Here is a 26,625-nt window from a genome sequence, read left to right on the forward strand (position 1 = left end):
AACTTAACAAGCAATAATAACAACTTAATAGCAAATAGATAGTTTACATTAAATTTAGCCGAAAAGCATTTACGATCTAAATAATGATGACACCATTGTCAAATGAATTATTGAATGTTTTCATGTCTCTTTTCAAAGGTAGACAAGATGTGTTTGCTATTCGTTGGGAAAGAGATGGCCGAAGTGGTTATATGCCAGCTTATGATTTGAATTGGGATGAATTTGCCATTCATAAAGCAAATGGCGGTACGCTTAAGGACTTTCCCAATAAGTCCTATTCACAGTTAACTGAATTAAGATTATTGAATCACTTGTCAGGCAAGGAAGTGATTGGTCTTTATCCGCTTTTACCAAATAATTATTCGTGGTTCATAGCAGCTGATTTCGATGAATCCGAAACTGGAAAAATAAGCTGGCAGGATGAAGTGAAGCTATTTATGGATGCCTGTGAAAGATATAAGCTACCTGTATATCTTGAACGTTCCCGAAGCGGGCGAGGCGCCCACGTATGGATGTTTTTTGAAAATAGCTATCCTGCATTTAAAAGCAGAAAGATCATGCTTCACATTCTTGAATCAACGGGCATAATTTCTCCTTTCGATAAAAACTCTAATTATGATCGGCTTTTTCCTAACCAGGATTCACATTCCGGCAAGGGAATCGGCAATCTGATTGCATTACCATTGCAAAAAAAAGCTGTGGATAATAATAATTCCTGTTTTATAGATCCGGATAGTTATATGCCTTATCCAGACCAACGGTCATTTTTGCGAACTATAAAGAAAGTGGATATTCTGCAGTTAGAACAGATATACAATTCATTAACAGGCTCAGATCATAAACATATACAAACGGTTTCATCAAATTCAGCAGACCTGCAAATCACGTTAAACAACAATATAAAAATTCCGCGAGCACATTTAAGTCCAGATCTGGTAAATTTTTTAAGAAATAGTCTCAACTTCGTCAATGCTGAATATATCATAAAAAAGAAGCTGGGTAAAAATACGTTTGGCACAGAAACGTACTTCAGAATGCTTGAAGAACGGGATGGTTATATTTTTATTCCAAGAGGATTTGTTAGAGAACTACTTCTGTACTGCAAAGAAAAGCGTATTCCTTATCACTTAAATGACGAACGAAAAAAACTTAATGAAGTAAAATATTCATTTAAAGGATTATTGTATGATTATCAGAAAGCGGCGATTGATACAACGACTAAAATAGAAATGGGAGTTATTGTGGCACCACCAGGTTCGGGAAAAACCGTCATTGGATTATCTATTATAGCTCAAAAAGAACAGCCAGCACTAATAATTGTACACCGAAAACAGCTTTTTGATCAATGGGTTGAAAGGATTCAGTCGTTTTTAGGAATCGCAGCACCTTTCGTTGGCAAAATTACGCAAGGACAACAGAAAATAGGAACACATATTACTGTTGCCATGATCCAAAGCTTTGCAGGTATAAATGCATCTAATGATATTTTTAAATCCTTTGGAACCATTATTATTGACGAATGTCATCACGTTCCTGCAAAAACATTCAGACAAGTGATATCAAATTTCCAATGTTATTACTTGTATGGATTAACAGCGACCCCCATCAGAAAAAATAATGATGAGAAGTTAATATTCATTCATATCGGGGACGTAATTCATGAAATGAAATTACCCACCCAAAGCAACGCTGCTTCCAAAAAAGTTTCGGTAATAATCCGGGAAACGGAACTATTGGTTCCATTCGATTATAAGACTGATAAAGCAGAAACATTGCTCCAGATACTTATTCACGATTCATCAAGAAACCGCCTTATTATAGATGATATCATAAGCGAAGTAAATACCGGGAAAAAAGTCCTGGTATTAACTGAACGGAAAGCACATATCCAAACACTCTACCAATACCTCAAAACTAAATTTGAGGTTATTACCATTTCAGGTGACGATCCTGAATCGGTAAAGAAAACCAAGTTCAGTCAAATCAACTCCGGGAATTTTCAGGTACTAATTTCTACTGGACAATTTTTGGGTGAAGGTACAGATATACCAAGTCTTGATTGTTTAGTGTTGGCATATCCATTTTCATTTGAGGGAAAAATGATTCAATATCTTGGCCGGGTTCAACGCATGGAAGCCGTTCCGGTTATTTATGATTACCAGGACATACATGTGGATTATTTAGAAAAACTATTCAAACAAAGAAGCCGGTACTATCAAAAACTATTACAAACAGGAGCAATACATCGAATAGATGAATTGATGCTTATTTTCAATGAGGACAAAGTTTTTATAAATACGGATGCCACTATATTGGGGATAGATCAACTTGATCTTCCTATACAAGTAGAAAGATTTAAAACAGAGGTAGCATGGAAAATACGAGTATTGAATTATGATGAGGAAAATAGCGAAATCAGAGCAGAAATAATAGACTATGCAGCCAATCCGGAATTCAGCAACAGTAATCAAATTTCTCTGCAATTCCAGCCTATTGATAAAATAAGCTTCCGATCTCTCGATACAGCCAGGCTATTGCACGCTGTTGAACTAAAGAGAATTACTTCAACAACTAAAATACCAGAGGAATCTAGCGACAATGTTCCGCAACATATTTTTAAACCAGTAACGAAACCGGCTGAATGGGTAATTCAAAAAATCATGAAAGTACCCATTTCAAAGATTCAATTTTCAAATGCCTGTGTAGTATTTACCATGTTTATTGAAGAACTTGGTCAGGACATCAAATTTCAGATTGAAAACTCTGATATACGACCCGAGTTTGAAGCAATCAAAGACTACTTTATAAAAATTCTGAAGAAGAAATTGATCGTCACGAAAATTGAAATTCGTTACAATGAAAATCAAGTATTATCTGCAATTGCCTCCTCTGAAGACATCAATAAAATTAACAGTGGTATTATCGATAGCGTTCGTTTTGAATTTGTAAAAAAGAGAATCCTGCTTTTTAAAGGACAATACAACGAAAGCTCAATCATCCATACGACCGACACATTGCTAGATCAACCATCACTAAGAAAAATGTTTAAATCCGACAAGGATTTAATTGATGATATCTTAAGCGTAAAAGATTCAAAACATTATCACCATCTTAAATACCTTGCAACACAACACCTTTCATCGGTACTGAAAATAAGATTTGTATTACAGCCTTTTTCATTCTTGTTTCTATTACAGGGCGACAAGAAATACCATATCGTATGGGAGACGCTAAATAGCGAAGAAGCCACTTATATATGGCATTTCGAAAAAACAATGGATGCCTTGCGAAACGGTTTAAGTGAAATCGAAGAAGTGCTAAATGAAATCAAGAATACAGGCAAACAGGATTATCTTAACAAAGATCATCAAAATTTTAGCAGGATCATGCATGACTATACTGCTGCCCAAAAGGGATTTGTCGTATGGAAAGGTTTTCTGGAGCAAAGATTAATATAGAATAGGATCATTTTCATGCCCACATTCATATCAAAGCAATCCTGCCGGATTCAAACCTGAAAGCAGTTCATTCCAAAGACATAAAACATCTTGGAAAGAACAATCTGTTTTCCTTAAACGCAAAAACCCGCTACCAGAGCGGGTTTTGCAATTTAGTGGAGGTGACCGGAGTTCAATCGAACCCCTATTCTCTTTTTTGTCTTTTATTCAATCAATTAAATATGCTTAAAACAACTTGTTCAGCATAAACATTATGAATCTTGAACAGCTCTACAGCACAAGACCTAATCACTTAAAGGCTTTCGTACAAAGCAATATTCACTTTTACGTTTAATTGACAACCGGCAAAGATCCGCCATCTATGGCGTAGATAGTTCCGGTAAGGTAAGCGGCAGAAGGTGAAACCAGGAAATGGACAAGCTGGGCAACTTCTATCGGCTCTGCCATCCGGCCCATTGGAATGCCGCCGATCTGCGCCATCAATTGTTTCATGCCTTCCTCTGGGCTTATACCAGCAGAGGCGGCATAATCTTCCACGAATTTTACCATGGGACCTGTTTTGGTCGCGCCAGGCGCTACGGTTAATACGCGCACTCCCTTACTGGCCAGCTCGGTGGCCAACGCTTTACTGTAACTGTTCAGCGCCGCTTTGGAGACGGCGTAAGCTAAATTCAGGTTCCATAATGCTTGTTTTCCAGCGACCGAAGAAATGTGGATGATTACACCGCTTTGCTTTTCTATCATTTTTGGCAGCAAGGTCCTGTCTAGGCGAATGGCAGAAATGAGGTTCAGGTCTAATTCCTGCTGCCAATGCGCATCGCTTAGTGTACTGTGCCCACCACCCGGCGTAGTCAGCCCACCTACATTATTGATCAGGATATCAATACCTCCTAAAGTATCTTCAATTTCTTTGGCAAGCTGGGTTACATCACCGGCATTGGTAAGGTCCGCTGCAATAAAATGATGTGGGGTTTCTTGCGGTTTTGTTCTCGCACTGACAATGACGTGCGCACCTGCATTCGCCAATTCATCGGCTATGGCTTTGCCGATCCCTTTGGTGCCGCCAGTTACTAATGCTATTTTACCTTTTAAATTTTGTGTTGTCATGTTTTAGAAGAATTATTCTGAAACAAATGTTTCAGAAAAGGTTAAAAAATTTATTTTGATAATTGTTTAATAAAATACTCTGCCATACGCCTGATCTTCATTGGGTCTTTGTGAAGGATATAGCTTTCATACCAACCCGTCCAGGTGCTGTTAAAGTAATCGGCAAGCAATGCGGGATCCTCTTCGGCACGTATCTCACCTTGATCCATTGCCTTGCTGATCAGGTCATGCAAAAATTGATATGATCGCTGATCGTCGGCCACAAGGATTTGTTTTACGCGCTGGTCATTGGTAGCCACTTCAAATGCGCTTTTAACGGCCATACAACTGTCTTTACCATTTATTATAATACCCACCGCTTCATGGATATAGTCTACCAAGATAGCAAGCGGTGACTTTTTACTTTTCAGGCGCTTTTCCCAATCCAGTTTTCGCAGGTCGGTATAATGCTGCACACAACGTACAAAAAGTTCGTGCTTATCACCGATGGTATTGTAAAGGCTGCTGCTGTTAATCTGCATGGCATCGGTTAGGTCACGGAGCGAAGTGCCGTTATACCCCTTCTTCCAAAAAACTTCCATTGCTTTCTGGATCGCAACTGCTTCGTTAAATTCAACATTTCTGGCCATATCAGTACAAAGATAAACATTTTGAAACAATCGTTTCAAATTAACTCATGAATTTTTATAACCTTAAGTGAGCTACTCTTAAATAAAAGCAAATGTGGCTGTTGGAAAACACATTTTCACCCTAAGAACAACCTGTATACACAGTTGAAATCAAGCCGATAGCCGTTGAAATCTGATCTGATAACATGAGTTCTACTACTGGAGCATATTTATTAACTAAGAGACTTAACTGTCCGGCTAAATCGACCCACCTCACTTTTCATTATTAAGCTATCTAATAAGCTAATGCATTCCGTAACAAAAGTGAATGAAAGTAATGTATCAATATTCAGCCTTTGCTTGAAATGATTCGATCGTCCGGTGAGCTATAAACAAAAAAGCCGCTGATTGTCAGCGGCTTAATAAAGTGTGGAGGTGACCGGATTCGAACCGGTGTCCAAACATATTCTCCAAAAGCTTTCTACATGTTTATTCCGGCATTATTTGTCGGGAAGTAGCAGGAACCGGACACACCAATTACTTCCTTAGCTGAATAGTCTTAAGCAACCGGCACAGCCTACAGTCGCAGCATCCTGTTTTGTTTTTAAGTCGGCGGCGGGGCGTGGTAACAGAACAACCTGCCCGGCGGCCCTAATGACTACTTAATCACTGATTAGGCAGCCATGGCATACGTATTGTTGCCATTTGTGTTTTGAATATTCAGATTTACGTGCTAATTATCCAACGCACGACATGCTTACACCTTCAAAGATCTACGCTGTCAAAACCATACACCCCCATTTCAGTTGATGTTAAAACAGCTGAGAACTGGCAAAATTAATGCTATTTCCCGGTTTTTCAATAACATATCACGGTGTCTGCCTTACTTTCCCCTGCCTTTTAAATATATTCTAACAAAGACCAAACTAAGACCTAACAAAGACCAAACAAAGACTACACAAGAATATTTCCTTTGTTTGGTGTTTGTTTTCCCTGATTACTGTCATAGTTTGATATTTTCTTGAATATAATTTAAATACTATATTTAGTTAACAAAAACTCACTGCTATGGGACGTATTCAATTCGGCTCGCTGGGGCCAATCAACGGTAAAGTGGGCAACCTCGTTATCTCTTCCTGGAAAGGAAAACCATATGTAAAGTCGGCCCCCGGCGAACGCACCGTACCGCCAACCCCAAAAGAGATGGCCAATCGTAAAAAATGGGCCATGGCCCATGCCTGGCTTAAGCCGGTAACAGAATTTGTGCGGGAAGGATTTAAAGGCTATTCCGATACCATAGAGGGGTTTATTGCCGCCAAATCTTACTTATTAAAGAATGCTTTTGAAGGTAGTGCGCCCGAATTAACCATCAACCCGGCATTAGTGAAAGTTAGCTTCGGTGAATTGTCTTTGCCGCAGCATATAAATGTTACGCTGAATACAAATAAAGAACTTCAGTTTACCTGGGATGCCAATGATATTGAATTTGCTAACAGGTACGATCAGGTGATGCTCCTTGCCTATGATATTGAAGGTGGGTATGCGTACACCAGATTAGCCGGCCAGTTGCGCATGAATGGCAGCGATACAGTAAATGTGCAGCGGGGTTTAAACAGAACGCTTCACGTGTATATAGCATTTGTTTCGGCCAACAGGCTAACCCGGTCGAACAGCTTATACCTGGGACCCATATTTATAGAGTGAGTAACAGGCAAAAAATAACCCCGCTATTGCGGGGTTATGCTATAAATTCTATTCTTTATTTCTACTTGAATAAATATCGCCAGAAGTCGAGGCCCAGTGCATAAGCCATTACACCCAGCAATAAGATCATACCCGCCATTTGCGCATACTCCATGAATTTATCACTTGGTTTGCGACCGGTAATGATCTCATACAACGTGAACAATACGTGGCCGCCATCGAGGGCTGGTATTGGTAAAATGTTCATAAACGCCAGCACAATGCTCAACAGCGCGGTCATTGACCAAAAACGCTCCCAATCCCACTCGGCACCAAACATGTTACCAATGGTTAAAAAGCTTCCGAGCGATTCGCTTGCTTTTACTTCCTTGCTGGTAAACAGCAGTTTGAAGTTTTGAACGTTCATCACCAGCATGCTCCAGCCTTTGGCCACGCCTGCAGGTAATGATTCAAAGAAGTTGTATTTCTTTACTGCGAATGTGAGGAATTTTTGGGGCTGACGGAAGAAGAAACCAATGCTTGCATTACCATCGAGTTTTACTTTAACCAGTGCCGTATCTGCTTTATTACGCAACACGGTTAAAGCTACTTCCTGGTTCTTCATATTCTTTTTAAGATCGCTCAACTCAAAGAAAGAGCCTACAGGCATACCATTCAGGCCAATGATCTGATCGTCTTTTTGCAAACTGCCCGAAGTGAATTTGGCATCCTTATTCACACTATCAACCACAGCCGGGAATTTAGGATAAGCCAGCGGATCACCTTTACGTTTAATAAGCTGACTGATGGTACCTTCCGGTACTGGTATATCTAAATTCTGCCCATTACGTGTAACCTGAATGGTTTTGGCTTCGTTTAAGATAATATCGGTGCTCAGGCGGCTGAAGTTCTCTACCTCTTTGCCATTTACCGCAACAATTTTATCGCCATCGCGCAAACCAATGCTTTTACCCAGGCTATCTACATAAACGCCATAGGTGGCATTTTTTGCAGGCAGGTATTCTTCGCCCCAATGCCAAAGGATCATGGCAAATAAAAAGAAGCCTAGTATAAGGTTTACCGTAACCCCACCTATCATAATGATAAGGCGTTGCCAGGGTTTCTTACTGCGGAACTCCCAGGGCTGGGGTGGTAATTTCATTGCATCCTTATCCATGCTTTCATCTATCATGCCCGAGATCTTTACATAACCACCCAACGGCAGCCAGCCGATACCATATACGGTATCGCCAATCTTCTTTTTTGCAATGGAGAACCAGGGATCGAAGAACAGATAAAATTTTTCAACCCTACATTTAAACCATTTGGCGGGCAGAAAGTGGCCCATCTCATGTAGTACAACAAGTATGGATAAGCATAATATTAATTGTCCGGCTTTTATACCTACTACTGCCCAATCTATTGCTAACAATGTGATCATATTAACGCTAAATACGCGGTGTGTTTATTTTAAAATACGCTCAAAATATCGAATAATCCCGCAATTCGGTTAACCGCTCACAAAATTTCCGGAATTATTAACCGAAAGACAGCCTAAAGGTCAAAGCCTAAAGCTTAAAGCAAATACATTTTGCCAAAAAATTGATTGCAGCTTTTGGCTTTCAGCTTTTAGCTTTTGCCTAGAGTTTAAGCAGCGAGGCAGCGAAGTTACGGGCCTCCCCATCGCTTTCAAAATATTCCTCCAACGTGGGTTTCTCAATAAACGGCACGTGTTGCAGGGTACGCTCTATGAGGTCGGTCATATCTAAAAAGCCAACCCGATTACGCAAAAATGCAAATACGGCAATTTCATTGGCCGCGTTTAACACACATGGCTGGTTTCCACCCTTAAACAGGGCTTCAGTAGCCAGTACCAAATTGCGGAAGGTTTTGGTATCGGGTTCCTCAAATGTAAGCTGGCTGGGCGTTCTAAAATTATACCGGGGAAACTGGTTGGGTATACGGTGCGGAAAAGCCAAGGCATACTGAATAGGCAGTTTCATATCGGGCAAACCCATTTGGGCTTTAATGCTGCCATCTTCAAACTGTACAAGGCTATGTATAATACTTTGGGGGTGAACAAGTACCTGTACCTGATCGGGCGCCAGGTCGAACAACCATTTGGCCTCAATCATCTCAAGTCCTTTGTTCATAAGGGTGGCTGAGTCAATGGTGATCTTGGCGCCCATTTGCCAGTTGGGATGTTGCAGCGCATGATCGCGCTTTACATTCACCAGGTAATTGGGCTTTTTTCCAAGGAAAGGCCCGCCACTGGCAGTTAATATAACTTTCTCGATCTTGTTGCGGGTTTCGCCTACAAGACACTGGAATATTGCTGAATGTTCTGAATCTACGGGAATAACAGGCACACGTTTTTCGATGGCCTTTTGCATTACGATATCGCCAGCCACTACCAACGTTTCTTTATTGGCAAGCGCAATGGCTTTACCGGCTTCCAGCGCGCATAGCGTAGGGCGTAAGCCGGCAAACCCTACAATGGCAGCCAGCATCATGTCGTAACAATCCATGCCAGCCACATCTTCCAGGGCTTTCTCGCCTGCAAATACTTTTACATCGGTGTGTGATAAAGCTTCTTTTACAATGGGATATTTTCTATCATCGCCAATGACAACAATATTGGGGTTGAACTGCAATGCCTGCTTTATCAATAACTCCTCATTACTGAAAGCAGTGAGTACTTCAGCAGTAAATTTATCGGGATTGGCGGCTATCACTTCCAACGCCTGACAGCCAATTGAGCCTGTTGAGCCAAATATTGCTATACGCCTGTTTGGAAAACTGTTCGACATGTTCCGGTTTCAATAATTTGTTAAGTAAGCTTAATCAGACAGCCTTAACGTTAAAACTACTCTACATATTTTTCAAGTGCCGATGCTATATTACGGTCATTGCTTAACCGGGGCACTTTATTTTGACCGCCTAATTTACCAATGGACTTCATATAATCAATGAACCCATTCTTTTTAACCGGGCGAATATGCAATGGTAACAATATATTTCCTGTAATGAGGTCGTTGTAATAAATGTTCTTTTTGCGCAGGTTTATGTCAACCTTCTCAGCAAAACGTTCGAGGTTATTGGGTTTGTTCTCAAACTCAATAAACCATTCGTGGTATGATTTGCCTTTTCCCTGGTTTATCATGGGCGCTACGGTAAACTCGGTAATATGCACTCCTTCTTCTTCGGCCGCTTTAATAAGACTATGCTCTACCTCCTCGCCTATTACGTGTTCGCCAAATGCCGAAATAAAATGTTTGATGCGGCCTGTTACTACCAGCCTGTATGGGTTGGTTGAAACAAACTTAACCGTATCGCCAATATTATAACCCCACAAACCGGCATTATTGTTAATGATCAAAGCGTAGTTCTCGCCTACCTTCACATCTTTCAACGATAAACGGGTTGGGTTGGCATTGAATATTTCACCGGCAGGAATAAACTCAAAGAATATTCCGCTGTTGGTGTTCAGCAATAAACCTTCGGCATCCTGTGAATCCTGAAATGCCATAAAGCCTTCCGAAGCAGGGAATGTTTCAATAGTGGCTATTTTACCACCAATGCTTTCCATCAGCTTGTTCTTATAAGGCTCAAAGTTTACGCCGCCATGCACCAGTACCGAGAAGTTAGGAAACAGATCTTTGATCTTTTTACCACTCTTCTCAATAAGGCGATCGAAATACATTTGCGTCCATGGTGGAATGCCGCTAATAAGCGTCATATCCTGATTTATGGTCTCGGCAACAATTTTATCGAGTTTGGTTTCCCACTCTTCAATACAATTGGTTTCGTAGGAAGGCAATTGATTACTGCGCAGGTAACTGGGCACATGATGGTTTACGATACCGCTTAAACGGCCTGTAGGTATACCACCAACGCGCGTTAACTCGGGCGAACCCGATAAGAAGATCATTTTACCCTCAGTAAAGTTGGTATTGCCCGATTCGGCAATGTAACACAACAGGGCATTGCGTGCCGTGTTTATATGGTTATCGATACTGTCTTTACTAATGGGAATATACTTTACACCACTGGTAGTGCCTGAGGTTTTAGCCAGGTATATAGGCAGGCCTTTCCACAATACGTTGTGTTTGCCTTCCTTTATTTTCTCAATATAGGGCTTAAACTGTTCATAGTCGCGTACAGGTACGGCCTGAACATATTCCTCATGCACATTAACATCCTGTAAATGGTGATCTTTACCAAATTCAGTAGCCTTACCTATTTTGAGTAGCTCTTTCAGGATGTTTTCCTGGTCGGCTACTGCGGTGGTCATGCCTTTTTTAATGCCTTTATATACGTAATGGGCAAATGGTTTTGCCAGAAACGATTTTATTTTCATTGAATCCCGTATTCCATCGTTAGGAAAAACAAACCTACGTCAATTAGTGAAATGCGCAAAGACTGATTTAGGTTTAATGCTGTAAAGCTATTATTAACTCATTCAAAGTGTGATTGTTCGGAGTTCGTTCTGTTAAAAAACGATTAGAATAAGGGCAACTACGTAGAAATAGTTGTGTGTTACAAGTTACCGGTTTCCGGGCACCAGTTCTTAGTTCTCAGTTTTTAATTCACTGATGTAGGCCAGGTTACCAGTAACTGGCCGTGATATATTCTCCCTCCCCCGTTGGGGGAGGGCTGGGGAGGGGGCCGCCGCGAACCGTGTAACCTGAAACCTGTAACCTGAAACCCCTGAGCGCCGCAAACCAGGCAACCGGAGCCCGTTAACCGGCACCAGCCTCTTATATTATATATAGGCACCATCATTGGCGAATGTGGCTACTATTATAAATACTTCACAATCAACATTTCTCATTATTTTGCCTAAAAATCGGGCATTTTTAGGGTGAAATTGTAAAAAAAATGCCGTTAAAGACTTCTTAATCTACTTCAAACCCTTACCTTTGCACTCCTAATTTTGGAAACCTATGTTTGCAATAGTTAAAATCGCCGGACAACAATTTAAGGTTCAAAAGGACCAAACTTTATTTGTACCGCGTGTGGACGGCAAAGCCGGAGACAAAGTGGAATTTTCAGAAATTCTCCTGTTAGATGATTCAGGTAAACTGTCAGTAGGCAGTGCAGTAAAAGGTGCTGTAAAGGCTGAGATCCTCGACCAGGTACAAGGCGATAAAGTAATCGCTTTTAAAATGAAAAGAAGAAAAGGTTTCCGCAAGAAGCACGGTCATCGCACACACTACACTAAGATCAAAGTAACGGCTATCGCATAATAAAATTCCAAATCACAAATCCCAAGATCCAAATTCAGACAAGTTGTGAATTGGTTAAACCGGGATTTGATATTTGACTTTTGAATTTTATTTGGAGCTTGAGATTTGAGATTTGTGATTTCAAATAAAGTATTATTCTAAAACATTTTTCAAACAATCTACCATGGCACATAAAAAAGGGGAAGGCAGTGTAAAGAACGGTCGCGACTCACAGAGCAAACGCCTTGGCGTTAAAATCTACGGTGGTCAGTCTGCTATTGCAGGTAACATCATCGTTCGTCAACGCGGTACTGTGTATCATCCCGGAAAAAATGTTGGTATCGGAAGAGACTACACCATCTTTGCTTTAACTGATGGCGTTGTTGAATTCAGAAAGACCAAAGGTGATAAAACGATCATCAGCGTAGCTACGGTTGCATAAGCATGTTAAGTGTATAGTGATTTTTTTTCACAAAAAGTGAAAAAAGTTTTGGCGGTTTGAAATTAGTTTTTATTTTTACATCAGTTAAATTCTATTTTTTACTAACCGTTAAATTCACAAAAACATGGCAACTAAGAAAAAAGCTGCAAAGAAAGCCGCTAAGAAAGCTGTAAAGAAAGCTGCTCCAAAGAAAAAGAAAGCTGCAAAGAAGAAATAACTTCGGCTTCTTGGAAAGCAAAAAATATCAAGTCCTTCCGGTTTCGGGAGGACTTTTTAATTATAGCTATACCAAACGCCTAACCTTACCTACTTAACACCTCAACGCAGCACCAATCCTGCATCTTTAACACCCTTACTTTACCAATCTGCTGAAACCCGCTCCCACACTGCATTACAAGCCGTCATAACAAACGCAACATGTTACCCGGGCTACTATTAACTAATTATACCGCATAGTTGGCATGTTATCAATTCACGATTGCCGATTGCCATTGATGCCTTACTTTTACATCCGCATTCATAGCATTCCCATCTCTGATTTTTTTTGATAAGCCTATCTAAAACCCTGTTACCTCCAACCACCCTGGCACCGTTATTACAGTCACATGTAGCCACCAGGCAATTGACAATAAGCAATAGGCAAATGCACATTGGTGCTTAAGCTATTGACTTTGCCTATTGCCCATTGCTTATTGCTAATTGATTTCTCGAAATAAAAAACAAAAAACTACAACTGCTTGTCATGTTTAAAAAGATCCTTGTTGCCAACCGTGGCGAAATTGCTATCAGGGTACTGCGTGCTGCTACTGAATTAAATATTAAGACCATTGCCGTTTACACTTTTGAAGACCGGTATTCACTGCATCGTTACAAAGCCGATGAAGCCTACCAAATTGGTAAGAATGATGATCCTTTAAAGCCTTACCTCGATATTGAAGAGATCATTCGCGTTGCCAAACGCGAAAAGGCAGATGCCATTCACCCCGGTTATGGTTTCCTGTCAGAAAACGCCCGCTTTGCCCAGCGATGTGCCGAAGAAAAGATTGCCTTTGTTGGCCCCACTGCTTACATAATGGAGCAACTGGGCGATAAAATTGCCGCCAAGAAAGTAGCCAAACAAGCCGGTGTGCCAATGATAGAAGACAGTAAGGCCAATATTCAATCGCCCCACATTGCATTACAGGAAGCACGCCGTATTGGTTACCCCATCATCATTAAAGCTGCAGCCGGCGGTGGTGGCAGAGGCATGCGGGTGGTACGCAATGAGGAAGATCTTGAAAAAACGGTTCTGGAGGCCCGTAATGAAGCCAAAACAGCATTTGGCAACGATACCGTGTTCTTTGAAAAGTTTATTGAATCGCCCAAACATATTGAAGTGCAAATACTGGGCGATCATCATGGCAATATCATTCACCTGTTCGAACGCGATTGCTCTGTTCAACGCCGCTTTCAAAAAGTAGTTGAAGTAGCGCCTGCCATTTCTTTAAAACACGAAACCCGGCAAAAACTACACGAGTATGCCATTCGCATTTGCAAACAGGTAAGCTATAACAACGCGGGCACGGTTGAATTTTTGGTTGATAAAGCCGAGAACATCTATTTTATTGAAGTGAACCCTCGCATACAGGTTGAACATACCGTAACAGAAGAAATAACCGGCATCGACATTGTAAAAAGCCAGCTGCTGGTAGCACAAGGCTATGCGCTTACCGACGCTCCCATCAATATTAAATCGCAGGAGCAGTTACAGATCTCCGGCGTTGCCATTCAATGCCGGGTAACAACAGAAGACCCTTCCAATAATTTCAAACCCGATTTCGGCACTCTTATAGCCTATCGCAATGCCGGCGGCCCGGGTATACGGTTAGATGAAGGAAGCTCCTACCCCGGCGTTAGCATTTCCCCCTTCTTTGATTCATTACTGGTTAAGATCACTGCCAGCGGGCGTAACCTTGCCGAAACCTGCGATAGACTGGTACGTACATTAAAGGAGTTTCGTATTCGTGGTGTAAAGACCAACATCCCTTTTCTTGAAAACGTTTTACAACATACTACCTTTCAAAATGGCCTTGCCACCGTTGACTTTATAGACAATCATGCCGAGCTGTTTCATTTTGAACCACGCATGGACCGGGGCACCAAGGCCCTGCAATACCTGGCCGAGATCATTGTGAACGGTAATCCCTATATAGCAGAGATCAATCCAAACATAACCTTTCGCACACCCGTTGTGCCCGACGCCGTGCAACAGGAAATTACCAAAGGCTCCAAAGACCGGCTTACCGAGCTGGGTCGCGATAAATTCATTGACTGGCTGAAAAACAACGGCCGCATTCAATATACCGATACTACCTTTCGCGATGCGCATCAGTCGCTGCTGGCAACGCGGGTACGCACCACCGATATGTTGAAGGTAGCTGAAACGGTAGCTAAGAACCACCCGGAAATATTCTCCCTTGAAATGTGGGGTGGCGCCACCTTCGACGTAGCCCTGCGCTTTTTACATGAATGCCCCTGGCAGCGATTGCAGCTGATGCGTGAACGCATACCCAATATTTTGTTCCAGATGCTTATTCGCGGGTCTAACGCAGTAGGCTATACTGCCTACCCCGATAACCTGGTAGAAACATTTATTGAAGAAAGCTGGAAGAACGGCATCGATATCTTTCGCATTTTCGACTCGCTCAACTGGCTGGAGGGTATGCAGGTAAGTATTAATGCCGTTCGGGAAAGAACAGGCGGCCTTGCCGAAGCCTGTATTTGTTATACCGGCGACTTCCTTGATCCGCACCGCAATCACAAGTTCAACCTGCAATACTATCTCGACCTGGCCAAACGCCTTGAAGATGCGGGCGCACATATTCTTGCAATAAAAGATATGGCCGGATTATTAAAACCCATGCAGGCCGGCATACTGGTTAGTGAGTTAAAGAAATCGATCAACATTCCCATTCACCTGCATACACACGATACCTCCTCTATACAGGCAGCCACTTATTTAAAAGCCATAGAGGCCGGTGTTGACGTTATTGACGTAGCACTGGCATCCATGAGCGGCCTTACCTCCCAACCCAATTTCAATAGCATTGTGGCCATGATGAAGGGCCACCCGCGCGAATTACCCATAAACCTGCATAAGCTGAATGAGCTATCGAATTACTGGGAAGATGTACGGGAAATTTATTATCCATTCGAATCGCAATTAAAGGCGGGCACTGCCGAAGTGTTTGATCATGAAATACCGGGCGGACAATACAGTAACCTGCGCCCGCAGGCGCGTTCGCTTGGGCTGGAAGATCAGTTCACGAATATCAAGAAGAACTATGTGGTAGTGAATAAACTGTTTGGCGATATTGTAAAAGTAACGCCTTCATCGAAAGTAGTGGGCGATATGGCGCTGTTTATGACGGCCAACGACTATACCGAACAGGATATTTTTGAAAAAGGCGAAAGCATTTCATTCCCCGATTCGGTAATTGGGTTGTTCCGGGGCGATCTTGGTCAAACCCCGGGCGGGTTTCCCGAAGCCTTACAAAAAGTGATCCTCAAAAACGAAAAGCCGTTTACCGACAGGCCCAACGCGCATTTACAACCGCTGAACCTCCCTGCCGCCTGGGAAAAGTTTGAAGCCAAATATGGCAAACAATATACACAGCTCGATCTGCTGTCATCCCTTTTTTACCCCAAGGTGTTTGATGAGTACCATCAATTTAAAAGCACGTTTGGCGAAGTGTATTATGTGCCCTCCCCTGTTTTCTTTTATGGGCTGAAGCCAAACGAAGAAACGCTGATAGAGCTGGCGCCCGGCAAAAGCATTTTGATAAAATTCCTGCATATGAGCGGGGTTGATGAGAATGGTTATAAACAAATAATTTTTAAACTGAACGGACAAACCCGTTCCATTTTTGTAAAGGACAGAAGCTTTACATCAACAAAGCCCTCACATCGCAAAGTAAGCGCCGCCAATGAAATTGGCGCACCGCTGCAGGGCAAGCTTTCAAAAATACTGGTAAAGGCCGGCGACAAAGTGCAAAAGAACACGCCCCTGTTTGTAATTGAGGCCATGAAGATGGAATCGACCATTGTAGCTCCTGGTGAGGGGGAGGTTAGGAATGTGGCTCTTATAGAGGGAGTGTTCGTTGAACAAGATGATTTAGTGATTGAATTCTGATGGTGAGTGGTCAATGGTGAGTGGTGAATGGTGAGTGGTGAATGGTGAGTGGGCTCGCGATTTTTTTGGCTTTCTAAACAAATGCGAGGCTCGCGAATAGTCGGTTTCTTTGAAAATTCGGAAACCTACTCACAACTCATCAGCTATAGGACGAAGCCCGCAAATTATCAGAGTTCCTGGGAATTCGGAAATCCACTCACCACTCACCACTTACAACTCACACATTAACCTTAAACCAATCATATGTTTTTACAACTTGCCCATACAAAATTGGATGTATTCCGATTTTCGCAGGAACTGGTTCTGGAATGTTATAGAATAACCAAAACATTTCCCGTTGACGAAAGGTTTTCGATGGTTCAACAAATAAGAAGAGCAGCCTTATCAGTGCATCTGAATGTTTCGGAAGGTTGTTCTAGGAAATCGAAAAGAGAAAGGAGCCGGTATTATGAGATGGCCAGAGGTTCAGTTATCGAAATTGACAGCGCCATTGGCATTGCTCATAAATTATCATATTTATCTCCAGACGAACTTAAACTGTTAGGGGGACTCATTGTGAAAAACTTTAAAATATTAAGTGGTATGATAGGCTGATGGTGAGCGGTGAGTGGTCAGTGGTGAGTGGTCAGTGGTGAGTGGCCTCGCTATATTTTAGCACGCTGAACAAAGCGAGGTTCACGAATGCTCGGCATTTTGAAAACTCGGAGATTCACTCACCACTCACAACTCACCAGCTATAGGCCAAAGCCCGCAAATTATCAGGGTCCTGGAAATCCGGGAATCCACTCACCACTCACAACTCACCACTATTTCCTTAATTTAGCCCCCAGTTCTAATAAGAATCACCAACTATGATCGACAACTACTTCATTGCCGACCAATTTTCCCTGCTGGCCAAACTGATGGAAATGCATGGGGAAAATTCGTTCAGGGCGCGTACCTATTCCAGCGCTGCCTTTGCTATTGAAAAAGTAACCACACCACTGGCAGAAATGCCTGAAGATAAACTGGTAACGGTAAAAGGCATTGGCGATTCCGTTGCCAAAAAAGTAATTGAAATACTCCGCACCGGTAAACTGGGCGCCCTTGAAGAAATAGTATCCAAAACCCCGCCCGGTGTGCTGGAGATGATGAACATAAAAGGACTGGGCCCTAAAAAAATAGCCACCATTTGGAAAGAAATAGGCGTTGAATCGGTTGGGGAACTGTTGTACGCCTGTAATGAGAACCGTTTGTTATTATACAAAGGGTTCGGACAAAAAACACAACAGAACGTACAGGAGTCCATTGAATTTTATATGAAGAACCAGGGCAGCCACCTGTACGCTGAAACAGAAGCCTATGCAGTGGTAATTGACGCAACCCTGAAAAAGCAATTCCCCGATAAACTGTTTGCTCTTACGGGCCAGTTCAGACGCCAGATTGAGATCATTGACCGGTTAGAATGGGTAACAACAGCCACCGATACCGAATTGCTTGCTTTCCTGGGCGCCAACAATTACACTACACAGGAAACACTGGAAGATATTTTTAGCGTAATGGGCCCCGAGAATGTATTGTTGAAATTCTATCGCGCTACACCCGAATCATTCTATTCCGTTCTTTTTCAAACCAGTGGCAGTGAAGAGTTTGTTACTGCCTGTGCAGCTTTGCCTGGTTGGAACAGTGGCGCCGCCTATCAATCGGAAGAAGAGATATTCACCGCATTGCAATTACCAGCCATTGCCCCCGCCCTGCGAGAAAAGGCAAAGGTGCTTACTACGGTAAAGAACAATCCGGTTAACCTGATACAACCTGGCGACATAAAGGGTATTATTCACAGCCACAGCCAATGGAGCGATGGCGTGCATACGGTGGAAGAAATGGCAAAAGCCTGTATTGATCAGGGTTATGAATACCTGGTTATAAGCGATCACAGTAAAAGCGCGGCATATGCCAATGGCCTCACCGAAGAACGTATTCGCGAACAACATCGCTACATCGACGAGCTGAATGAAAAGCTAAAGCCATTTAAAATATTTAAAAGTATTGAATGTGATATTTTAGGCGATGGCGCCCTCGATTATAGCAACAACGTGCTCTCTACCTTCGATCTGGTAATAGCCTCGGTACACTCTAACCTGAAAATGACCGAAGAAAAAGCCATGATGCGGTTACTGAATGCCATTCGTAACCCCCATACTACTATATTGGGTCATATGACAGGCCGCCTGTTGTTAAGCCGCCCTGGTTACCCGGTTGACCATGTGAGTGTTATTGACGCCTGTTTGGAAAACAAGGTGGTGATTGAACTGAATGCGCACCCCCGCCGCCTTGATATGGACTGGCGTTGGATTGACTATGCCATTGAAAAAGGTGTACTTATTTCCATTGACCCCGATGCGCACTCCATTGAGGGTTACGATTGCCGTTATGGCGTATTGGCTGCACAAAAAGGTGGATTAACGAAACAGCAGAACTTAAGTAGTTTCAGTTTGATTGAGTTTGAAACTTACCTGGCTGATAGAAGAAAAGCCAGAGGAATATAGAAAACAAGTTCACAGATCTTAGTTTTTTATATTCGAGTAACCCTACTTTTTAATAACCTATCAATTCTAAACATTATAAAGCTCAAAGTGCTACGCACTTTGAGCTTTATTTGTAAACTGTGAACTAAAAACTTAAAACTAAGAGCTAACTCTCAACAAAGGGATTTTCACATAGAACGTAGTACCAACCCCTTCCTTGGTCACAAACCAAATCTCCCCTTTAGCCTGTTCAACAATACCTTTACTCATTGCCAGGCCAAGCCCCGTTCCTGATGTTTTAGTAGTAAAGTTTGGCGTAAAAATGCGCGACTGTGTTTGTTCGGGTATACCCTCGCCATTATCTGTTACACTTACCGTAATAAACTCCCCATTCAACTGTTCATTCATTCGTATAATGCGCTGGTCGCGGTTAGCGCAGGCTTCCACCGCATTTTGCAGCAGGTTGGTGAACAGGCGGTTCAATTGGGTACGGTCGGCAAACAACAGCACTTTGTTATCAACCGGTTTCCATTCAAAATCGAGGTTGCCGCCGGTATTGTACAGCGATGCCAGCGATTGCAGCATTTCATGCAAATCGAACACCTCGTTCTTGGGATTACCAATATTGGCAAATTGCGAAAAGTCGGAAGCTATTTTCGACAGGTGATCTATTTGCTCAACCAGCGTACGGGCCACACTGGTAGTAAGCTTTTTAACATCGGTTGAATTATTATCAATGGCTTTTTGCAAATACTGAATGCTTAGCTTCATGGGCGTAAGCGGGTTCTTGATCTCATGCGCTACCTGCCGGGCCATTTGCCGCCAGGCGCCCTCACGCTCGCTCTTAGCCAATGCTTCGGCACTTTCATCGAGTTTCTCCACCATCTTGTTATACTCCTTCACCAGCACGCCTATTTCATCATCGCGTTTCCATTCAATGGCTTCATTCATTTTTCGCAGGCCTACTTCCCGCATCTTCTGGCTAATGATGGTAAACGATTTGGTGATGCGGTTTGTGATCAACAATGCTATACCACCCGCTATTAAAAATATGAATGCGTTCAGGTTGATAACAGTTACAACGAAGTTCGAGATCTCCTGCTTCAACTCCGTTTGTGTGGTATACGATGGTATATTTAAGAATGCAACGGCATGACCGCGTTCATCCCTTATTGGAGAATAAACACTCAGGTAATCGAGCCGGCCCACCTGTTCATTGGTAACCGTTTGCACCTGTTGCAGGTTGTACAATCTATAATAAGCCAGCGGGTTCATTTTTGTACTTAATACACCGCTTCTATAAATATTCATATCCGGGTTGCTGAGTACCCTTAAATCGCCTATTGTGTCGTACAGGTTCACATCCATACCATGTACTTCAGAAATCTCATGTATCAACTGTTCCATGCGCTCATTGAACACCGGTTCGTAAAACAATGAATCGGAACCTGATGGATGATTTTGGTTTATATGCGCCTGTACCTGGTTCACCATGATCTGCATGGCGCGGGTAAGCCTGTCCTGGTTATTACGCTGATACCGGTTTATAAAGAACAGAATGGTTGCCACCCCTATTACAACGAACGACAACAAACTCACCATAAGAATGGTACTATGTATCTGCGACCTGATGCTTAATTGCATATACTGTTTCAATACCGGCCAGTGAAAACGGCTGCGGATGATCATTGAGCTTACCCGGTAAAAGGCCAGCAGAAACAGGAAGGTGCTGAACAAATAAGCGAACAACGTAATAGCTTCAATGAACGAATTGCGCTTGCGGGCAATGATCACTACCTTATCTGACGAAGGCCGGTACCATAATTCTTCAAAACTCTCATTACGGCGGCGTTCAAATTCGTTTGTTGGTATAAGCCAGTTGGCCAAATGGGTGGGAAAAGCGTAATCGTTATAATTCTGTATAAGGTTACGCGTACTATCGTAAATGGCATATGAATATACCGAGGAATACTGCTCGGGCAGTAAAACACTGTTTTGCCTGAACAACTCCGGCGTGAGTGCCTCATTCTTATTTCGCCGGGGATCGGCCAGTACAAATAATGAACCCAGCTTTTGTTTTCCGATGCGGGCCTCCCGTTTAAAGATGTAAGAGAACCTGTCGAATGACTGTTCATAAAAGCGCATGCCCGGGATAGCTGTTTTTTTACCCTGGATCTGAAAGATGGTATTTAACGTATCGTACGAAGCCTGCTCTTCATTATACAACGGCGTATCGGTGGAGTCGAACGTGAAGATCCTGATGTTATATTTATAGTTGAGCTGAATGCTTTTTCGTACAATGCTGTCTTTTAGGATGCCGTTTAATTTCGAATTGCTTAACCGGTCCATATTATGCACCACAAAATTGCTGTCGATATAAGCAAGGTCAACACTCAGCAGGTGCTCACTGGTAGGGTCTGCTTGTAGTGCCAGCTTTTCGGCAAAACGTTTACGGTCGAGCAGTTCAATTTTACCGTTCTCAAAAATGATAACGGCCGACATAGATAAAGAGAAAACAAATAACCAGAACAGCACTTCCGATACATTCAACCTGAAGTTCAACCCCGCAAAAATGCGTTGTTGCATCAACCACATAAACGCCAGCAGCCAGGGCAATACATACAGGTTCAATTCTACTATGCTATTATTGCCTGTGAAGGTCAGGATCATTAACCCGGCCGCAGCGGCAATAATGAACATAAAATAATTGCGGTCGCCTACCATTTTCCCCGCCACAGTAAGTAGTATCTGCGACATGAAGAAATAGCTAAGCGCCAGCGTGGCCAGCACCACAAACCCAACAAAACTATATGGTGAGGCTATTAAACTAAAGAAGTTGGTAACGTTAAAAGAGATCTTGGCATCAGATACCATGGTTTGCAAAATGCCGGCATACATAAAGGTGATGATCACCAGAACACCTATAGAAGCTGTAAGCACCAGCCAGTTTTGCCAGGGCTCGGCATACTGGCGTATAGCCGAGATATTTATACGCCGGTTTATAAAAATAATGATCCAGCATAGCAACAGGGCATTAATGAGCAGGTCGCCCAGGGAGCTTAACACATAACTGGAACCATAAATAGCGGGGTCGAACAATTCAAACTGGCGCAACGCCAGTATATCGGGAAAACCATACACGATCAATCGCATGGCGCCTACTGTACCAGCCAATAAAGCAAAGCCATACCAATTACCCTGCGTGCGGCAAATGTAGTCGGCCAGCTGGTGCAGGAATAGAAAGAGAAAAGAAAAACCGGCTATAACAAAAAAGATCACCCAGATATTATGCGGCCGGCCATACATGGTATTTTGCTGCAGGTAGAACAACACTTCGCCCGTAACACTTTTTACGGGGAAATCGGTTACCGTGTTTGAAATATCAACCTGCCGGGTGGCATTCTTAAGGCCCACAAACTCTTTTTGCAGGTTCTCGGTCTCTACATTGAATTGCCATTTGCGCATAACGGGTATCAATGCATCGGCCACCAGACGGCGGTCATTACGCATTAATAAAACCCGCGAGGTATGCACATACAATCCGTTCGACAACCGCTCCAGCTTACTGCGCGTACTGTCTTCGCGTATATACAGTCCGTTCGACAGTCGTTCCATACGGCTGTTTGCCGTATCGTTGGGAACCTGTTTAATGGGGTGTATTAATTGTGTATTCCAGAAAAGCAGGGCCGGCGATACATCTATCGACATATCGGTTTCATCATAGATGTATAACCCATACCCTTTTCTATTATCGAGCAATTTTTGCAGCGTAGGTTCACTATATGTTTGATCAACGAGCGAACCCATTAAGGTTGTATCGCTGGTGGTTTGTTGAAAGTCTTTCTCCAGCTTCTGAATTCTGTTTTGAATAAGGCGTGCAAAATACCGTGGTGAGGTAACATTGGTAACGTACTTATTCAAAATATAAGCAAAGGTGAACAGGCTTATGGCAGCCAACAATGTATAGGTATACCTGTTCAATAATTTGTGCTGCAAATTCTTCAAGTATCGGGGTTTTGTTTTTTTATCTCGTTCCAGATGTCATCCATTTCCTGCAGGGTTATATCGGCCAGGAGTTTACCCTGTTGTGATGCCGCCTGTTCCATACGAGTAAACCGGGAAATAAACTTCTTATTCGTTCTTTCGAGTGCGTTCTCGGCATCTATCTGCAAAAATCGTGCATAATTGATCAGTGAAAACATAAGGTCGCCGAACTCCTCCTCTATTTTATCGGGCTCATTGGCAGCCACCGCTTCATGCAGTTCCTGGGTTTCTTCAGTTACTTTATCCCAAACCTGTTCGCGGTTGTCCCATTCAAAGCCAACCTGTTTGGCTTTTTCCTGCAGGCGGGTGGCTTTTACAACGGCTGGTAATGATACGGGCACGCCGCTCAGCACCGATTTCTTTCCTTCTTTTAGCTTTAGCTTTTCCCAGTTCTGCTTTACATCTTCTTCATTGTTCACCACCACATCGCCATAAATATGCGGGTGACGGTGGATCAGTTTCTCACAAACGCCATGAATGGCCTCTTCGAGGGTAAACTGCTGTTGTTCAGCGCCTATTTTAGCATAAAACACCAAATGCAACATCAGGTCGCCCAGTTCTTCCTTTATCCCCTTCCAGTCTTTATCGGTAATGGCATCGGCCAGTTCGTACGTTTCTTCAATAGTTAAAGGCCGTAAGGTTTGCTCTGTTTGTTTTTTATCCCAGGGACATTTTTCCCGCAGATCGTCCATAATACCAACCAGGCGAATGAATGCATCCGCCACCGCTTGTTGTTGTGCCATATATCACCAAATTTGTTAAAATTTAAACGCTGCAAATAAAAAGAACACTGTAAAAAGCAAAATGATGGACCAGAAGGCGCAGAAGTTCAGTATTATGAATTTAAGGATTGTTTTTCCCCTCTTCTGCCCATAAAACTTACGCATGGCCTTATAGGCATAATATACGCCATATAACAATACCGCTGTTTCTATCCAGGCCATCCAGCCCCAGTCCATCGATTCGTGTACTTTGTTTAAAATAAAATACAACGTTAGATCAATGAAGGTAAAGATATACAGGTATATTAAAAATATTCCGTGTGTAACGTACGGGAACTGCAGTTTTTGTTTCCGGTACAATAACCTTAAATACCAGGCGTACAGGGGCAGCGATACAAACAGCAGGTAAGGGAAAGTATGTATGAATTTTTCGATCAGGTCTTTCACCATGGCCTTTGGATTGCCCTCATACCGCTTGTTCAGTTCTATTTCGCGGTGTCTGATGAGGCGTTCCAGCCAATTATCGCGTTCGTTTTTTGGCAGGGCCTTTTGTACCGAATCGTATTGCTGAATAGAAGTATATTTTCTATCGCCCCCAACAATATTGATATTATAATCTTCTTCGACATCCTCTGTCGCCATGCGCTTCTCCCTTTTTCTCATGTACTTTGCCTTGAACTTTTCGGTAGTACCTGCGGTATCGGTCCTCACCTCCCAATCGTTTATAGAATCTATTGTTTTAACGTAGGGTAAAGCAGCAATACCAAAAGCCCGGTCAATAATAGCTGAATCCTGACTACCTGTAGCTTTTAACATTGCATCCCGGCGGGCCGAATCAATGATGGACTTTGCCTGTTTGGCTTTTTTAATTAATATTCTATCCTTCTCGCCGCCGTCATTCACAGGAATATGGAATAAGGAATAAAAAAATATAAAAAACAGGGCCGAGGAGAAAACGTACATCCGTATGGGGTGAAGGTAACGGGCGCGCCGGCCTTCAATGTATTCTTTGGGTAAAAATCCGGGACGGGTAATAAGGAATTTAGTGGTGCTGAAGAACTTACCATCAAAGTGGGTAATGTCGTAAAAAAAGTGACTGATCAGACTCCATACTGTTTCTTTTGGCTCAATATTTTCCTGACCACACACATGACAGTAGCGTCCAACCACATTTGCATTACAATTCAGGCAGATTTTCTCGTGACGTTCTTTACTATGTGACAAAGCAGTAAATTTTAACTAAAAATAAGGAAACAGGTTATTTTATCGAAAAATTCACTGTTAGGTTGTATTATTGGATCAAATTATTCGTTACTAAAGCGCTAAAAAAATAAGCTGTTTATAATATGACCAAAATCTTGGGGTTATCCATAGTTATTAGTTTTATTGCTCATACGGCATATAGTCAACACTACTATAATGACCTGGTGATGACTGGAGAAATTGCTAAAAAAAGAGCAGTTTACCAGGCCAATAAAGTGAAAACCGTAAAAATGACCAGCTTCGATGGTAATAACCAACTCATTGAGGGGTTTAACAGTGCACAGGCTGTAGCGGGTAACTTTGCCACCATCACTACCGAAACTTCAAATAGCCTTAGCGGTAAGGATGAGATCACCCACTATTTTAACGACAAGGGACAGTTGACACAAAGTATAGATACCACCGATGGCAACAAGGTGATCATTCAATATAGCTATGATGCCAACAATCAAATAGCTGGTATTACTAATATGTCGTTTTCGCCTGGTGGTTACAGTACCCGGGAGCAACACCTGTGGTTTTATAACAAAACCGGTAAACCCGAAAGGATGCTGAAAGTAAAGAACACAACCGATACCACGGTGGTGAGCTTTAAGCTCGATGAAAAAGGAAATATTGGTGAAGAAAGAAGTGTTCATGACGGCAGTGAGCAATCGGTTTTTTATTATTACTACGATGATAAAAACCGCTTAACCGATGTGGTGAGATATAACACCCGCGCTAAAAGATTATTACCTGATTATATTTTCGAATATGATGATGCCGGCCGTACGGCCATGATGCTGGTAACCACCGCCGGCGGCGCCGATTACCAAAAGTGGATCTACAGGTATGATGAAAAAGGACTGAAAGTAAAAGATGAGTGTTATAGTAAGAATAAGATGCTTATTGGTAAAATCGAGTATAGTTATAAATTTTAAACAGGCTAGTGGTTATTGGTGAATGGCTAGTGGGAACAGCCAGAGAGATGGAAATTTAAATATAGAGATGTCTGAAATATAGCGAGTGGCGAGTAGGAGACCTACTCGCCACTCGCTATTTACCACTAGCCTATTCAATTACCATATCTCTATCGTTCGGGTATCTTCCATATCGCCGCTATAGCTAATAACAAGCGAGCCGGGAATAAAGCTGTTGCCTTTATATTGGGGCCGGCAGGAATAAGTGATACTTAAACCGGCGGTAAGAAAACTTTCTATCATTCCATCTATTGCTGCTTTTTGCTCCACTACAAATTCAGGAATATATATAATATTCAGCGCCACATCTTCACCACCCCAATCGAGCGGCATTAAATGTAGCTTTACCAGTTCTTTATTTGCGTATGCGCGTTGCGCCTTCTCTTTGCTATCGATATGTGCGTAGTCTGCCATAATACATATACGAATAAAT

17 protein-coding genes and 1 other RNA gene are annotated in these 26,625 nt (G+C 42.4%); 8 read left to right on the plus strand and 10 right to left on the minus strand.

Annotated features, from left to right (window positions below; all coding sequences use genetic code 11):
• The first annotated feature begins 83 nt into the window (after positions 1-83).
• The gene (locus tag GGD38_RS04480) at positions 84-3,458 is read left to right on the plus strand and encodes a DEAD/DEAH box helicase family protein (RefSeq protein WP_375299218.1); all 3,375 of its coding nucleotides are present in this window, start codon (positions 84-86) and stop codon (positions 3,456-3,458) included.
• A 330-nt stretch (positions 3,459-3,788) separates the two neighbouring features.
• On the opposite strand, the gene GGD38_RS04485 is transcribed toward GGD38_RS04480, so the two are convergent.
• From GGD38_RS04485 to ssrA, 3 genes are all read right to left on the minus strand, one after another.
• Positions 3,789-4,565 carry an SDR family oxidoreductase gene (locus tag GGD38_RS04485; protein ID WP_375299217.1) on the minus strand — a complete coding sequence of 259 codons (777 nt, stop codon included), beginning with the start codon at positions 4,563-4,565 and terminating at the stop codon, positions 3,789-3,791.
• A 50-nt stretch (positions 4,566-4,615) separates the two neighbouring features.
• Positions 4,616-5,194, minus strand: coding sequence for a TetR/AcrR family transcriptional regulator (locus tag GGD38_RS04490; protein ID WP_375299216.1), 579 nt, complete (start codon positions 5,192-5,194; stop codon positions 4,616-4,618).
• A 406-nt stretch (positions 5,195-5,600) separates the two neighbouring features.
• Positions 5,601-5,972: a transfer-messenger RNA gene (gene ssrA, locus GGD38_RS04495) on the minus strand.
• Positions 5,973-6,241: 269 nt separating this feature from the next.
• Here ssrA and GGD38_RS04500 point away from each other — a divergent pair.
• On the plus strand, positions 6,242-6,877 hold the full coding sequence (locus GGD38_RS04500; protein ID WP_375299215.1) for a DUF6266 family protein: 636 nt from the start codon (positions 6,242-6,244) through the stop codon (positions 6,875-6,877).
• Between the two features lie 61 nt (positions 6,878-6,938).
• Here GGD38_RS04500 and rseP read toward each other — a convergent pair whose 3' ends face one another.
• From rseP to GGD38_RS04515, 3 genes are all read right to left on the minus strand, one after another.
• Entirely contained in the window at positions 6,939-8,297 is a 1,359-nt protein-coding gene (rseP, locus tag GGD38_RS04505; protein ID WP_375299214.1) for an RIP metalloprotease RseP, read from the minus strand.
• Between the two features lie 199 nt (positions 8,298-8,496).
• On the minus strand, positions 8,497-9,666 hold the full coding sequence (locus GGD38_RS04510) for a 1-deoxy-D-xylulose-5-phosphate reductoisomerase (protein ID WP_375299213.1): 1,170 nt from the start codon (positions 9,664-9,666) through the stop codon (positions 8,497-8,499).
• A 56-nt stretch (positions 9,667-9,722) separates the two neighbouring features.
• Positions 9,723-11,216 (minus strand): GH3 auxin-responsive promoter family protein, encoded by a 1,494-nt coding sequence (locus tag GGD38_RS04515; protein ID WP_375299212.1) that lies wholly within the window; start codon positions 11,214-11,216, stop codon positions 9,723-9,725.
• A 586-nt stretch (positions 11,217-11,802) separates the two neighbouring features.
• On the opposite strand from GGD38_RS04515, the gene rplU reads away from it, so the two are divergent.
• The 5 genes from rplU to GGD38_RS04540 all read left to right on the plus strand — a co-directional run bounded on the left by rplU (position 11,803) and on the right by GGD38_RS04540 (position 19,225).
• Positions 11,803-12,105 (plus strand): 50S ribosomal protein L21, encoded by a 303-nt coding sequence (rplU, locus tag GGD38_RS04520; protein WP_375299211.1) that lies wholly within the window; start codon positions 11,803-11,805, stop codon positions 12,103-12,105.
• 163 nt (positions 12,106-12,268) lie between these two features.
• A complete protein-coding gene (gene rpmA, locus GGD38_RS04525) occupies positions 12,269-12,526 on the plus strand; it encodes a 50S ribosomal protein L27 (RefSeq protein ID WP_375299210.1) in 258 nt (85 codons plus the stop codon).
• A gap of 742 nt (positions 12,527-13,268) precedes the next feature.
• Positions 13,269-16,697, plus strand: a complete 3,429-nt coding sequence (locus tag GGD38_RS04530; protein ID WP_375299209.1) for a pyruvate carboxylase — start codon at positions 13,269-13,271, stop codon at positions 16,695-16,697.
• A gap of 243 nt (positions 16,698-16,940) precedes the next feature.
• A complete protein-coding gene (locus tag GGD38_RS04535) occupies positions 16,941-17,291 on the plus strand; it encodes a four helix bundle protein (RefSeq protein WP_375299208.1) in 351 nt (116 codons plus the stop codon).
• A gap of 257 nt (positions 17,292-17,548) precedes the next feature.
• On the plus strand, positions 17,549-19,225 hold the full coding sequence (locus GGD38_RS04540; protein WP_375299207.1) for a helix-hairpin-helix domain-containing protein: 1,677 nt from the start codon (positions 17,549-17,551) through the stop codon (positions 19,223-19,225).
• A gap of 138 nt (positions 19,226-19,363) precedes the next feature.
• On the opposite strand, the gene GGD38_RS04545 is transcribed toward GGD38_RS04540, so the two are convergent.
• From GGD38_RS04545 to GGD38_RS04555, 3 genes are read right to left on the minus strand one after another with little or no spacing between them, the layout of a single operon-like run.
• On the minus strand, positions 19,364-23,209 hold the full coding sequence (locus GGD38_RS04545; RefSeq protein ID WP_375299206.1) for a PAS domain-containing sensor histidine kinase: 3,846 nt from the start codon (positions 23,207-23,209) through the stop codon (positions 19,364-19,366).
• A complete protein-coding gene (mazG, locus tag GGD38_RS04550) occupies positions 23,206-23,991 on the minus strand; it encodes a nucleoside triphosphate pyrophosphohydrolase (RefSeq protein ID WP_375299205.1) in 786 nt (261 codons plus the stop codon). Before mazG ends, GGD38_RS04545 begins: the two co-directional genes overlap by 4 nt.
• Before the next feature lie 15 nt (positions 23,992-24,006).
• A complete protein-coding gene (locus GGD38_RS04555) occupies positions 24,007-25,194 on the minus strand; it encodes a DUF3667 domain-containing protein (RefSeq protein WP_375299204.1) in 1,188 nt (395 codons plus the stop codon).
• Positions 25,195-25,316: 122 nt separating this feature from the next.
• On the opposite strand from GGD38_RS04555, the gene GGD38_RS04560 reads away from it, so the two are divergent.
• Positions 25,317-26,153 carry a hypothetical protein gene (locus GGD38_RS04560; protein ID WP_375299203.1) on the plus strand — a complete coding sequence of 279 codons (837 nt, stop codon included), beginning with the start codon at positions 25,317-25,319 and terminating at the stop codon, positions 26,151-26,153.
• Between the two features lie 138 nt (positions 26,154-26,291).
• Here the strand turns inward: GGD38_RS04560 and GGD38_RS04565 are convergent, their stop codons facing one another.
• Complete coding sequence (locus GGD38_RS04565) at positions 26,292-26,606, minus strand: hypothetical protein (protein ID WP_375299202.1); 315 nt, start codon at positions 26,604-26,606, stop codon at positions 26,292-26,294.
• Between the last annotated feature and the right edge of the window lie 19 nt (positions 26,607-26,625).

Origin of the sequence: Niastella sp. OAS944 (genome assembly GCA_024809215.1) — a bacterium.
Classification (GTDB): Bacteria; Bacteroidota; Bacteroidia; order Chitinophagales; family Chitinophagaceae; genus Niastella.

What these genes read in the sequence shown, in the direction of transcription:
- GGD38_RS04480 (WP_375299218.1), top strand. Translation starts at nt 84, where the DNA reads ATGATGACACCATTGTCAAATGAATTATTGAATGTTTTCATGTCTCTT.
- GGD38_RS04510 (WP_375299213.1), bottom strand. Translation starts at nt 9,666, where the DNA reads ATGTCGAACAGTTTTCCAAACAGGCGTATAGCAATATTTGGCTCAACA.
- GGD38_RS04500 (WP_375299215.1), top strand. Translation starts at nt 6,242, where the DNA reads ATGGGACGTATTCAATTCGGCTCGCTGGGGCCAATCAACGGTAAAGTG.
- GGD38_RS04490 (WP_375299216.1), bottom strand. Translation starts at nt 5,194, where the DNA reads ATGGCCAGAAATGTTGAATTTAACGAAGCAGTTGCGATCCAGAAAGCA.
- rpmA (WP_375299210.1), top strand. Translation starts at nt 12,269, where the DNA reads ATGGCACATAAAAAAGGGGAAGGCAGTGTAAAGAACGGTCGCGACTCA.
- GGD38_RS04560 (WP_375299203.1), top strand. Translation starts at nt 25,317, where the DNA reads ATGACCAAAATCTTGGGGTTATCCATAGTTATTAGTTTTATTGCTCAT.
- GGD38_RS04485 (WP_375299217.1), bottom strand. Translation starts at nt 4,565, where the DNA reads ATGACAACACAAAATTTAAAAGGTAAAATAGCATTAGTAACTGGCGGC.
- GGD38_RS04565 (WP_375299202.1), bottom strand. Translation starts at nt 26,606, where the DNA reads ATGGCAGACTACGCACATATCGATAGCAAAGAGAAGGCGCAACGCGCA.
- GGD38_RS04535 (WP_375299208.1), top strand. Translation starts at nt 16,941, where the DNA reads ATGTTTTTACAACTTGCCCATACAAAATTGGATGTATTCCGATTTTCG.
- GGD38_RS04530 (WP_375299209.1), top strand. Translation starts at nt 13,269, where the DNA reads ATGTTTAAAAAGATCCTTGTTGCCAACCGTGGCGAAATTGCTATCAGG.
- mazG (WP_375299205.1), bottom strand. Translation starts at nt 23,991, where the DNA reads ATGGCACAACAACAAGCGGTGGCGGATGCATTCATTCGCCTGGTTGGT.
- GGD38_RS04540 (WP_375299207.1), top strand. Translation starts at nt 17,549, where the DNA reads ATGATCGACAACTACTTCATTGCCGACCAATTTTCCCTGCTGGCCAAA.
- rplU (WP_375299211.1), top strand. Translation starts at nt 11,803, where the DNA reads ATGTTTGCAATAGTTAAAATCGCCGGACAACAATTTAAGGTTCAAAAG.
- GGD38_RS04515 (WP_375299212.1), bottom strand. Translation starts at nt 11,216, where the DNA reads ATGAAAATAAAATCGTTTCTGGCAAAACCATTTGCCCATTACGTATAT.
- rseP (WP_375299214.1), bottom strand. Translation starts at nt 8,297, where the DNA reads ATGATCACATTGTTAGCAATAGATTGGGCAGTAGTAGGTATAAAAGCC.